The sequence below is a fragment of the Treponema berlinense genome (assembly GCF_900167025.1).
GTDB classification, from domain to species: Bacteria; Spirochaetota; Spirochaetia; order Treponematales; family Treponemataceae; genus Treponema_D; species Treponema_D berlinense.
The window spans coordinates 188,444-201,053 of record NZ_FUXC01000001.1 but is presented as its reverse complement, the minus strand read 5'-3'; the positions used below and the strand labels follow the sequence as shown (position 1 = coordinate 201,053).

Below are 12,610 nucleotides of genomic sequence, written 5' to 3'. Positions count from 1 at the left end.
CATTTGTTTTTATAAATAAGCTAGATTTTTCCTTCGCAAAATGCAAAAAGAGATGCGATTTGTTTTTCTGTTTGCTCAGGACTTGGCGCGCCAGTTGTTTTTCTTGCACGCATGCACGCTTGCGGCGTAATTTTTGCAAACAAGTCTTCTTCAAAAAGCGGGCTGATTGACTTGATTTCTGAAAGCGTCAACTCCTCGATTGCTTTTCGTCCAGTATCAATCGCAAGGCGGACACACTGCGCAGCAACTCCATGCGCAGTTCTAAAAGGCATTCCCTTGCATACAAGATAATCTGCAACATCTGTCGCATTTGCAAAACCGCCTTCACAGCTTGCAGCCATCTTTTCTTTGTTCCAATTTGCGCTTGTAATCATCGCTTCAAAAACAATGATGTTTCCCTGAACACAGTCAAGAGCATCAAAAAGAGGCGCTTTATCTTCCTGCATGTCGCGGTCATAACTCATAGGAAGCGCTTTCATCATCGTAAGAAGGTTCATAAGGTCGCCGTAAACCCTTCCAGTACGTCCGCGGATCAGTTCTGCAAAGTCAGGATTTTTTTTCTGCGGCATAATTGAAGAACCAGTAGACCATTTTTCACTCAATTCAACAAAACCGAATTCTGTCGTAGACCAATATACTATTTCTTCGCACATACGGCTCAAATGCATCTGAATAAGCGAAAAATCAGAAATAAATTCGATACAGTAATCACGGTCGGCAACGCTGTCCAGAGAATTCTGAGTTACTCCGTCAAAATTCAAGAGTTCCGCCACATATTCACGGTTCAAAGGAAGGTCTGAACCTGCAAGAGCGCCGCTTCCCAAAGGAGAAAGCGCAATTCTTTTCAGACTGTCAGAAAGCCTTTCATAATCACGCACGAGCATCCAAGCCCAAGAACACAAATGCTGTGCCAAAGTTCCAGGCTGAGCGTGCTGCATGTGTGTATAGCCGGTCAAAAGAGAATCTTTATGTTTAGACGCAATATCTGCAAGAGTTTTTATTAAAGAGGCAATCTGTTTTTGAAGCTCAGGAATTACGCGTCTAAGATAAAGCCTTTCATCAAGGGCAATCTGGTCGTTGCGGCTTCGTCCTGTGTGGAGTTTTCTTCCGCTTTCGCCAATTCTGTCCGTCAAGGTGGCTTCGATAAATGAATGAATGTCTTCGGCCGAATAATCAATTGAAAGTTTTCCAGAGTTTAAGTCCTGTTCAATTGAATCCAAACCTTTTTGAATTTCTTCATTTTCCTTTTCAGAAATAATCTTCTGTTTAGAGAGCATCGCGGCATGAGCTTTTGAACCGCGAATATCGTCCAATGCCATGCGTTCATCAACGTGAATTGAAGTTTCAAATTCAACCGCCGCGGCGTCCGGACCTTCTGCAAAACGTCCGTGCCACAATGCCGCATGATTGTCTTTTGTAATTGTTCCGTGCGATTTATTTTCCGCCATTTTTAGTTTCCCCAGCACATCATCTGCTCGTCAATTGGTTTTCCAGGAATTGCCATTGGAAAAATCATCTCGTCAATATCTACAATTGTATCGACAATGTACGGCTTTTTTTCGGCAAATGCAGTCTTAAAGACTTTTTCAAATTCATCATTATTGTTTGCCTTTACGTAACCTACGCCGTAAGCATCTGCAAGTTTTTTCCAGTCGGGACCAAAATCAAGCGTCGTGTGGCTATAGCGCTTTTCGTAGAAAAGTTTTTGCCATACGCGGACATTTCCGAGCGTACCGTTATTTACAAGGACTATTACAATTGGAAGATTGTAGCGTGCAATTGTACAAAGCTCATTGCAATTCATTCTAAAAGAACCGTCACCTGCAATATGAACTACACGTCCACAAGGATTTGCTACCTGCGCACCCATTGCAGCGCCAGTGCCGTAACCCATGGTTCCAAGACCGCCGGATGTAAGGAAAGTGCGGGGTTTTTCAAACGGATAGAACTGGGCTGTCCACATCTGATGTTCGCCGACTTCCGTAGTAATAAAAGCGTCGTCGCCTGCATATTTGTGAACAGTCTCGAGCATAAATTTTGGATTTACAGAGTCCGGTTTTACAATTGAATAGCTTGCAGGAATTTCTTTTTTCCATGCGGCAATTTTTTCAAGCCACTCTGAATGTGATTTTTTTTCGATTAAAGGCAAAAGACGTGTCAAAATTGACTTTAAGTCGCCTACAAGTTCACCGCCGGCATGAATGTTTTTATTGATTTCGGCAGGATCAATGTCAATATGAAATACTGTCGCATGTTCAGCAAATTTTTTTGGATCGCCGATTACGCGGTCTGAAAAACGAGAACCAAGCGCCAAAACAAGATCGCTTTCTGTAACAGCCATATTGCTTGCACGGGTTCCATGCATTCCGACCATCCACGTACAAAGAGGATGATTCGCAGGAAAAACGTCGCGTCCCATAAGGCTTTCAGAAACAGGAATTGAAGCCTTTTCCGCAAACTCCAAAAGCTCTTTTTCTGCGCCAGAAATCTTAATTCCGCCACCAGCGTAGATAACCGGGCGTTCTGATTTATTTATGATTTCTGCGGCCGCTTTTATTTCTTCATCGGAAGGAACATTTACACTCATAACCCGCTTGAAATTCAAATTTTCTTTTATTAAGGCAGCGGAACCGTCATCGCCTTTTTTGAGAGGTTCAAATTCACACATTGCGGCTGTAATGTCTTTTGGAATATCAATCAAAACAGGACCAGGTCTTCCAGATTTTGCAATTATAAAAGCCTGACGGAAAATATTCGCAAGATCTTCAACCCGTCTTACCATAAAATTGTGTTTTGTAATTGGCAAAGTTACGCCAGTAATATCAATTTCCTGAAAAGTGTCTTTTCCAAGCAAAGGAGTTCCAACGTTACAGGTAATAGCAACAATCGGAACAGAATCCATGTAAGCAGTTGCAATTCCAGTCACAAGGTTTGTAGCTCCAGGACCGCTTGTTGCCATGCAAACTCCAACACGACCAGTAGAACGTGAGTAACCGTCTGCAGCATGGGCAGCAGCCTGTTCATGAGCCGTCAAAATATGGGTAATGCGGTCAGAATTTTTGTAAAGAGCATCATAAATATTTAAGATATTTCCACCAGGATAACCAAAAACAGTGTCTACACCCTGCTCAATCAAACACTCAATAACAATTTGAGAACCATTAATTTTCATTTTGCTTCCTAAGACCAATTATTATAATTTTTCATTTTAATGATTTTGAGAACCTTGCACAACATCAACATAATCTGCAATTTGCGCACACTCTACACCCAAACCTGCAATTTTCGTATAATAATCAAACAATGCGTATTCTTCTTTATTCAACTTCTTCAAATATTTTTGAACCAAAAACAGCCGTAGTAAAAAACTTTCCTTCTTCCGCACAGCAACTGGAATTGCTTGCAAAATCTTTTCCAGAACACAGTTTTATAGTTGCAACACAACTTCCTGGAATGTTTCTTTTGGACATGAACGGCAGCGAAAATTTTCAAAAAGCGAATAACGTCCAATACGAAATCATAAAAAGCGACGACGAGGCAGAAATTGCGGATTTTTTATATTCACTGAACCCCGAAATTGCAATCGCAACTACATTTTTTGTAACACCATTCGACTGGCTCACTGCGAAAGACGCCCTCGTTGCAGATTTTTTACGGCAAAAAGGAATAAAAACAGTCTGCCACAGCGTAAAAACCGCGCTCACCTGCTTTGATAAATGGCAGACTCACCAAAAACTCCTCCAGCTAAAAATCAATACGCCAAAAGCCTTGTACATAAACCATGCGCTTTTTATAAATGCCGGAAATCGTAAAACAGTAAAAAGCAACGTTTACAAAACAGCCCTCCTCTCAGAAATCAAAAAACTCAACTTTCCGGTCGTAATAAAAGATACGACAGGTTTAAGCAGCTACGGAATGGACGTTTTAGAGAATTTTTCGCAGGTGCACGACTGGTTAAGGTCAAAAAAATTTACTTCTGACAGAATAGTCGAGGAATTTATAAAAGGAGAGCAGTTCGGAACCGAAATTGAATCAATTCTTTCAAAACCCATTCAGCCTAAAAAAAACAGCGGCTGCTTTTTGCACAAAATTTTGCCGCCAATGATTTTCAGCGTAAACAAGTATGGAATCACATCTCCAAAACAGAGCGTAAAACTCGGACCTGTAACAAAACCTGAATACAAAATGGAAGAATTAAATAAAATTCTAAAAAAAATAGCAGAATCGCTTGATTTTGAAGGAATCACCCAGGTCGACCTTGTATTCGCTCAAAAAAAATGGTTTGTAATCGAAATAAATCCAAGGCTTTCTGGAATGACAGCAAGCTATGCGGCAATGCAAAATATGACAATTTTTGAACGGATTCTAAAAACCGCAGGAATTCAAAACAAAAACGAACAAAAAGAAAATTTCGTTCTGAACATAAAATTTCCGCTTTTAACAGAAGAAGAAATGACAAAGCTTTCTAAAAAAAGTTTTGTAAAACAAGTCTACCAAACAGAAAATCTTGCGGCAAAACAAGAACGCGAAAAAGGCTATTGCGAAGTAATTTTAACTTCTCCGGCAAAAGAAAATCTAAGCCATAACATAAAGGAACTTGCCGAAGTCCTGCCGCAAAAAACAGAAAAAGTTTTTTTTGAAACCGCCCTTGAGCTTGCTAAAAAAATCTAGGTATTTTCAGATTTTGCCTGCTCAGAAGCAGCTTCTTCAGCTTCAATTTTTTTTGCAGTTTCGTTCCACTCGTCCTTGTCCATAAACTCTGCGTGAATTTTTCCGTCTTTTTCGCCCACAAAAGTTATTCCGTATTTATCGTAATTTTGAATCAGCCAGTCATCGTAGCCGGTCCAATTATCAAAATCCAAAGTCTGTGTCATATTTTTATTATAAAGAAAATAGAGTTAAAAATCAAAAATGAACTTAAAAAGCGCAATTTTTAAAATCTGGCAAACAAATCAGTCCGGCTGTCTTTTAAAAAACCTGCCCAAAATATCTTTTGACTCGATTACATTTATAAAAGCATTTGGATCGACAGTGCGCAGATGCTTTTCCAGGCTTCCGCTTTCCGCCGCAGAAACTACCGTATAAACCATTTTGTGAGTTTTTCCAGAATATTCGCCTCTTCCTTCAAAAACCGTAGCGCCATGATTCGTCAAATTTTTTATTGTGGCATAAATCTCATCACTTTTGTCAGTAATAATCAAAAGCGTGATTTTTGAATATTTCTTGTAAAGCAAAGTCGTAACCTGACTTGAGGCGTACTGAAAAATTATTGAATAAAGAGCTTTATCCCAGCCGACAAGGATTCCTGCAAAAAAAAGAACGATGCAGTTAAACCCAAAAATAAGATTCCAGGCAGAACGTCCAGTTTTTTCAGAAATATAAATTGCAATAAAATCAGTTCCGCCGGAAGAGCTTTCCGCAAAAAGGCAGAGAACAACAGAAACCGCGTTTAAGATTCCTCCAAAAACCGTGCACAAAAGAATATCGTCAGTAAGATGGAGCCATTCAAAACCGGAAAGAATATCTGTAAAAAGACCGGAAATAAAAATCATCACAACGCTAAAAAAAGTAAACCGTTTTCCGATGAATTTAAAACCGATCCAGACTGGAATAAGGTTAAAAGCATAGACCGTAATCGAATACGGAAGGTGAATATTAAAATATTTTAAGAAAATGTTCTGCAAAAGCAAGGTGATTCCCGTCAAACCGCCAGGAAACAAATCAGCAGACTGAACAAAAATGACAATGTTTAGAGCCATCAAAAAACCGCCAAAAGCAACAAGCAAAAAGCGTTTTAAATCGCGCAAGAAAACGGACATCGTCTTACTCCAAAAAAGTAAAAACCCTCATTTAGAAATTTGTTTAGATTTTCTGTTAGAACATTGCATTTATTATACATTAAAACACGTTTTTTTACAAATGACAGAAAACTCTTTAAAATAAAAAAGCCGAAAACAGAGAAAAAACTGCTTTCGGCTTTCATTTTTTTATAAAACTTAAATTATTCTTGAATACTTTCGCTCCAAATCCTTTATAAGCTTATATTCAAACGAATCTACAAGGGCAATATAAGAAGCTTCAATTACGTCGCTTGCAACGCCCATCGTGCTCCATGAATTTTCTCCGTCGCTAGATTCAATAAGAACACGGACAGCGCTTGCAGTTGCTTCTTTTCCATCAAGCACACGAACCTTGTAGTCGGTAAGATGAATTTTTGCCACAGCCGGATAAAACTGAACCAAGGCTTTTCGCAACGCAGTATCCATTGCATTTACAGGACCGTCGCCTTCTCCTGCGGTAATTACGGACGTACCTTCGACATCAAGCTTTACCTGGGCAAATGCGCTCTGGTCGTCAGAAAATCTCGGGAATTCACCGCTTGTTTTATAATAATGAAGATTAAAGAACGGCTGATATTTTCCCATTGTTTTCCGCACAAGAATTTCAAAACTTGCATCGGCACCTTCAAACTGATAGCCTTCGTGCTCAAGGTCTTTAACACGTTTTACGATTTCGGCAACAACAGGACTATTCTTTGTAAGTGATTTGTCAAATTTCTGCACTTTTTCAACAATCATGCTCTTTCCGGCAACTTCACTCATCAAGAAAACCCTCTCGTTTCCGACAGTTTCCGGCTCAATATGTTCGTATGCAAAAGGATTTTTTATAACTGCGTCAATATGCATTCCTGCCTTATGAGCAAAAGCGCTCGAACCTACAAAAGGCATTCCCGGTTCAAGAGCAATATTTGTAATTTCTGCAATTCTCTTACAAATTGGAGTCAAAAGCTTCATATTTTCCTGAGGAACACATTCAAATCCAAGTTTTAACTGCAAATCGGCAATAATCGTAGAAAGGTTTGCATTACCAGTCCGCTCTCCAAATCCAAGAAGAACTCCCTGAACATGAGAAGCGCCGGCTTCAACAGCAATCAAAGAATTTGCAACAGCAAGTCCGCAGTCATTGTGAGTATGAATTCCCACCTCAACCTTTGAGCCAAAACGACTTGCTACAGCTTCAACCGCATTTTTACATTCTGACGGCATTGCGCCGCCTTTTGTTTCGCAGAGTGAAAGACAAACGGCTCCGCCTTCAACAGCAGCTTCAAGCGATTTTAAAGCATATTCTGGATTTACCTTGTAACCAGTAAAAAAATGTTCGGCATCAAAAATTACTTTTTTGTCTTTTGATTTTAAATACGCAACCGTATCCCGAATCATCTCTATATTTTCGTCAAGAGTCGCATGAAGAATATCGGTCACCTGGAAATCCCAAGTTTTTCCAAAAATGCAGACATATTCCGTATCGGCAGATAAAAGGCTCTGCAAATTAACATCTTCCGCACAGGACAAATCCCTGCGTCTTGTAGAACCAAAAGCTACGATTTTAGAATTTTTAAGCTGCAATTTTTTTGCTTCTATAAAAAACTCCATATCTTTAGGATTGCTTCCGGGATTTCCAGCTTCAATAAAAGTTACTCCGAGTTCATCCAAAGCCAAGACAATATTTATCTTATCCTGAACCGAATAACTTATACCTTCTCCCTGCGAGCCATCACGCAATGTCGAATCTAAAATCGAAATCTTTTTTTTATCTGTCATAGTGTTATTATGCAAAAAAAATCCTGATTCTTCAAGAACCAGGATTTTAAAGTTTTTCAAAATTTTTGGCACAAAGCAAGCGCGCTTATTTTACAGCCGCACCAATGCGCTCAAGGACCTTCTTACGGTCAAGCGGTTTTACAATATAGTTTTTTGCTCCAAGCAAAAGAGATTTTTTTACAAGTTCCTCTTTTCCAAGAGCTGAAACCATTACAACCTTTGCGTTTTTATCAAAAGCCATAATCTGTTCCAAAGCTGTAATACCGTCCATACGCGGCATTGTAATATCCATTGTAACAAGGTCTACGTTTGGACAAAGTTCCTTATACTTATCAACACCGTCTTTTCCATCAACAGCCGTAGCTACGATTTCATAACCTTCAGATGTAAGAATCTGTCCAAGCTGTTTTGCAACGAAGATTGAGTCGTCAACGATAAGCACACGAATTTTTGTACCGTCAACTCTTACGCCTTCTGGCGGACGCTCATTGATTGATGGGAAATCCTGTTTAGTTTTCATGTTGCTGCCTCCTCAATTCTACATACGTTCGCGAATTGCAACGTTAATTTCTACTTTGCCACATTCTGTAATAAGAGGAACAATCAGCGCTTCAACACTGTCTGTCTGTCCACCCAATGCAGCAATTTCCATTTTTTCTCCAGCAAAGAGAGCTGGAGGTGTCAAGTCGAACTTAAATCCCAATTCATGAAGTTTTGTTACTGCCTGCGCAGTAATAAGGTTTGCAAGTTCGCTGATTGTAGCCTTTGCCAAATCATCAAAAGTAGCAAGTGTTTCTCCGTTCATTTTTGAAGCAATGTTCAATGCTGTTTCGTAAGACATATCAAACAGAACACGTCCTTCAACATCACCAGCGAGACCGACCAAAGCGGCAACTCCCATAACTGGCATTGCAGTCGACTTCAAATACAAGTCACCGCGTTTTACATCTGCACCACCAAGAACTTCTTTTAAAATCTGAAATGAAGTTTCAACGAATGGGTTGATATATTCTACTCTCATAAAATTCTCCCAATTTTTATTTATTTTGTAAAAAAGGTTACAGTTCCGCCTTTATGAGCAAGCCACTTGCCCTCTCCCTCCAGAGTCTCGTTTTGACCAAGAATAATAACGCCATTGCCCTTAAGTTTTTCATCAAAATCAGTTTCGAGAACTTTTTGAGAAGCCAAAGGCAAGAATGAAATCAAATCCCTGGCAAATATAATATCACATACAGGCAAAGAATTTGTATTTGCACAGTCATGATACTCAAACATAATACTATTTTTTATGTCAGTTGTAAAAGTAAAATCAGAATTAGCCTTGTTCGTAAGATAAGGAGCATACCAATCGTTTGCGATTTCGGCAGGAACGCTGATTAACGGAGCATTTGAAACATTTAGCAAATCAATGTCGTGCGCATAAATTCTAATCTTAGCTTCTGGATAGCGCTTTTTCAAGATACAGGCAAGTGAATAAGTTTCCATTCCTTTTCCACAGCCAGGATTCCAGACAGTAATCTGTTTTGCAGTATTGTCCGGCAAAATCTTGAAAATTGAATCGGCATATTCTTTTGTCCACCAGGTACCTGAACAAGGAGAATAAAAACTTTTTAAGAAAGCATCAGCATCTTCCGCTGAAGAAAGCTGAATTTTATCCTTAGAGCGTTCTTTCTGCCATTCATCAAAACGGGCTTTAAGCCAAGGTTCGTTTATAGCAGAGGCCGTAAATTTTCTCATCTGAGCCAAAGATTCAGTAATAAACTTAAGTTCATCGCTAGAGTGCTTTTCAACCTTAGTTTCTGCCACAGAAACAGAAATTTTTTGGTTTTCGGAATTTACAAATTCTTTTTCTGCAGAAGATTTTACAGCAACTTTTGCGTTGTGCGCCATATTCACACGGACATTCTCTTCTTCAATTGCCTGTGCTTCCGTCTTAGAACCAAAAATTCTTTCTATATCAAGAAGAATATAAAGCCTGTTGTTTACTTCAACAACTCCCTGAATATATTTTATGTTTATGTCGCCAAAAAGCGGATGAGGCGGCTGAATTGTTGCTTTTTGAATTCCAACTACCTTGTCAATTACATCCACAACAATTCCGAATGTCTGCTCGCCAATCGAACAGATAAGCATATTCTCCAAGGAATCTTCTTTTCTTTCCGGAACTTCGATATTGAAAAAAAGCCTCAAATCGACAATAGGAATAATATCTCCGCGAAGATTGTAAACACCAAGGACAAATGGCAATGTATTCGGAACATAGGTAAACCGTCCAGCCTTTGCAATTTCCTTTATTTTCATAATATCAATTGCATAGTCTTTTCCAGCGAGTGAAAAAGTCACCATTTTATAGTCAATCTGAGCAAGTTTTTCTTTTCTTTCTGCAGATTCCCGTTCTGCTTCAGGCACAATACTCGCATAAGCGCCAAGATTCTGGGCAAGAGCAGTATTGATATTTTTTGTTTCTGTCTGATTCTGAATATTTTCGTTAGCCATGATAAACCTCTTTTGCCTTACTCAATAGCCCCATATTCAGAGCGAGCTTCAATTTCCTGACGCACTCCAAGCTCAAGAAGCTGGCTTACATCAATAATAAGCGAAACAGAACCGTCACCAAGAATAGAAGCGCCTGCAATTCCCGGAGACTGGGTAAACTGATCACGCAAAGGTTTTATAACAACATCTTCTTCACCAATCAAGGCATCGACCATAATACCGATTTTTTTGTCTTGAGTACCAACAATTACAACAAAACAATATTCACCATCTTCGGTATTGCGGATGTTAAAGAGCCTGCTAAGACGAAGAACAGAAATTACTTCGTTGCGGACATTCAAAACCTCATAATTGTCAATTGTATTAATTTCGCCACGTTTAATGCGGTGGCTTTCAATAACGGACGCAATAGGAATTGAATAAACTTCTCTTCCAACGCGCACAAGAAGACCTTGAATAATCGCAAGAGTAAGCGGAAGCCTGATTGAGAATTTAGAACCGCGGCCTTTTTCTGTCGTTACGTTCACAGTTCCGTTCAATTTATCAATCATTGTCTTTACAACATCAAGACCTACGCCACGACCAGAAACATTTGTAATTTTGTCTGCTGTCGAAAATCCTGGTAAAAATATAAGATTTGCGGCTTCCTGTTCCGAAAGAACTTTATTTGGATGAATAAGTCCCTTTTCTACGGCCTTTTTCCGTACTTTTTCCGCATCGATTCCGTTACCGTCATCAACAATATCGATGATAATCATGTTTCCTTCGTTCGCGGCTTTTAACAGAACAGTACCAGTTTCGCTCTTTCCTAAAGCTTTTCGCTTTTCAGGAGATTCGATTCCGTGGTCAACAGAATTACGGACACAGTGCATAATAGGATCCATAAGATCGTCAATAACAGTCTTGTCCAATTCTGTTTCTTCACCTTCAATCTGAAGGTTTACTTTTTTACCGAGATCCTTCTGCAAATCGCGAACAACACGAGGGAAGCGGTCAAAAATCTGGCTGATAGGAACCATTCGGATTTTCATTACGCCTTCCTGCAATTCTCCGGCAATACGTCCAAGATTTTGGGTTGCAGAATGGAACTTTGTATTTAAATCTTTAAACTTAGCTTCAAAAGAGGCAAAATAATCAGGAATTTCACCATATTCCTGCATGATATTATTTCTTATGTCTTTTACAGGAACTCCGTTTTGAATTTCTTCCAGATACTGCGGAAGCTGCTCAAACATCTTGCGGATTTTTTCCCTGAATGCAGAATCAAGAGTCTGGAACTGAACAAGCATATCCGACTGCTGTTGTGCGCTCTGGTTAAACGAAGCCTTTGTAATTACGGTTTCAGAAACAAGGTTCATCAAAGTGTCGATGCGCTTAGAATCAACACGCAAAATTGAACTCTGCTGAGCATGTCCTGAAGCAGGAGCCGCTTTTGCCGCAGGAGCAGTCTTTGCCGGCTGAACAGGAGCGCTTTCCGTCTTCTGCTCTGCCGAAACCTTTGCTTCTTCCTGTTTTGGAGTTTCTGCCACAGTCTGAACCTGAGCAGTTTTTTCTTCTTTTTGTTCCGGCTGTTCAGACGACTCTTTTGCAACTGCATTTTCAAGACACTGAGCATCAACGCTCAAAGTTACATCGTCGAGAAAAGCAACATCCTCGAGCTGCTCCTGTGAATTTGAAGAAGCAACATAATAAACAACGTCTTTATGGAATTCATCCTCATAAAGCGCTTCAAAGTCAGGAACAGTCTTTAAAACAGTACCGCAGGCTTTTAAGGCTGCAAAAACCTGAATTCCGCCTACGCTATTCATAGGATTATTTTCATCAAAAACAACACTTATCGACCAAAGTTTCTGACCTGGCTGGCAACTCTGTTTAAGTTCAAGCAATTCAAATTCTGACATATCCACAGTTTTTGAAGCAGAATCCGAAACCGCAGGAACACTCTGAACAGGCGCTGACACAGTTTTTGGAGCCGGTGAAGAATTCTTACCTTTTCCCGCCTTTTCAGGAATAAACGATTTTATTTTATTTGAAATTTCTTCTACACTTTCGGCATAAACAGAACCATTCTGGCGGGCCTCAAGCATAGCTTTTATAATATCAAGAGAATTTAGAAGAGTATCTACAACATCTTCCGTAACCTGCACACGGTCTGAACGAACTTCATCAAGGAGGTCTTCCATTTTGTGAGCAAATGTAGAAATTTCTGTAAATTCAACTGTCGCAGAATTACCCTTTAATGTATGTGCTGCACGGAAAATTTCATCTATAGCGTCATGATTTGCCGGATCATTCTCGATTGCAAGAATATTGCTCTCAAGATTGTCAACCATGAGTTCAGCTTCAGAAAAATAATCTTTTAGCAGTTCTTCGTTATTAGCGTCAAGAAAATCACTCATAACTAATATTTTAACCTTTAACATCTCAAAGTCAAGCAATAAAATTTTATTAACAAGATGTTTTATAAAATAAAAAAATGAATAAAGCCGAATACTTTTTTGAGGATAATTTTC

Annotated in this window: 10 protein-coding genes; 1 reads left to right on the top strand and 9 read right to left on the bottom strand. The window is 39.4% G+C overall.

Going from position 1 to position 12,610, the window contains the following annotated elements; genetic code table 11:
• Nucleotides 1–20: 20 nt before the first annotated feature.
• Nucleotides 21–1,448, bottom strand: coding sequence for an argininosuccinate lyase (gene argH, locus B5D47_RS00875; RefSeq protein ID WP_078929908.1), 1,428 nt, complete (start codon nt 1,446–1,448; stop codon nt 21–23).
• 2 nt (nt 1,449–1,450) lie between these two features.
• The gene (gene ilvB, locus B5D47_RS00870; RefSeq protein WP_078929906.1) at nt 1,451–3,172 is read right to left on the bottom strand and encodes a biosynthetic-type acetolactate synthase large subunit; all 1,722 of its coding nucleotides are present in this window, start codon (nt 3,170–3,172) and stop codon (nt 1,451–1,453) included.
• A 131-nt stretch (nt 3,173–3,303) separates the two neighbouring features.
• Between ilvB and B5D47_RS00865 the strand changes: the two genes are divergently transcribed.
• Nucleotides 3,304–4,671, top strand: a complete 1,368-nt coding sequence (locus B5D47_RS00865) for an ATP-grasp domain-containing protein (protein WP_078929904.1) — start codon at nt 3,304–3,306, stop codon at nt 4,669–4,671.
• Here B5D47_RS00865 and B5D47_RS00860 read toward each other — a convergent pair.
• From B5D47_RS00860 to B5D47_RS00825, 7 genes are all read right to left on the bottom strand, one after another.
• Entirely contained in the window at nt 4,668–4,874 is a 207-nt protein-coding gene (locus tag B5D47_RS00860) for a hypothetical protein (protein WP_078929903.1), read from the bottom strand. The genes B5D47_RS00865 and B5D47_RS00860 overlap by 4 nt on opposite strands.
• Before the next feature lie 78 nt (nt 4,875–4,952).
• Nucleotides 4,953–5,819 (bottom strand): YitT family protein, encoded by an 867-nt coding sequence (locus B5D47_RS00855; protein WP_078929901.1) that lies wholly within the window; start codon nt 5,817–5,819, stop codon nt 4,953–4,955.
• A gap of 177 nt (nt 5,820–5,996) precedes the next feature.
• A complete protein-coding gene (cimA, locus tag B5D47_RS00845; RefSeq protein ID WP_078930134.1) occupies nt 5,997–7,601 on the bottom strand; it encodes a citramalate synthase in 1,605 nt (534 codons plus the stop codon).
• A gap of 85 nt (nt 7,602–7,686) precedes the next feature.
• The gene (locus B5D47_RS00840; protein WP_078929899.1) at nt 7,687–8,121 is read right to left on the bottom strand and encodes a response regulator; all 435 of its coding nucleotides are present in this window, start codon (nt 8,119–8,121) and stop codon (nt 7,687–7,689) included.
• Between the two features lie 18 nt (nt 8,122–8,139).
• On the bottom strand, nt 8,140–8,622 hold the full coding sequence (locus tag B5D47_RS00835) for a chemotaxis protein CheX (RefSeq protein ID WP_078929897.1): 483 nt from the start codon (nt 8,620–8,622) through the stop codon (nt 8,140–8,142).
• Nucleotides 8,623–8,642: 20 nt separating this feature from the next.
• Nucleotides 8,643–10,097: a CheR family methyltransferase gene (locus tag B5D47_RS00830; RefSeq protein ID WP_078929896.1), complete on the bottom strand. Its 1,455-nt coding sequence runs from the start codon at nt 10,095–10,097 to the stop codon at nt 8,643–8,645.
• A 17-nt stretch (nt 10,098–10,114) separates the two neighbouring features.
• On the bottom strand, nt 10,115–12,496 hold the full coding sequence (locus B5D47_RS00825) for a chemotaxis protein CheA (protein WP_078929895.1): 2,382 nt from the start codon (nt 12,494–12,496) through the stop codon (nt 10,115–10,117).
• Between the last annotated feature and the right edge of the window lie 114 nt (nt 12,497–12,610).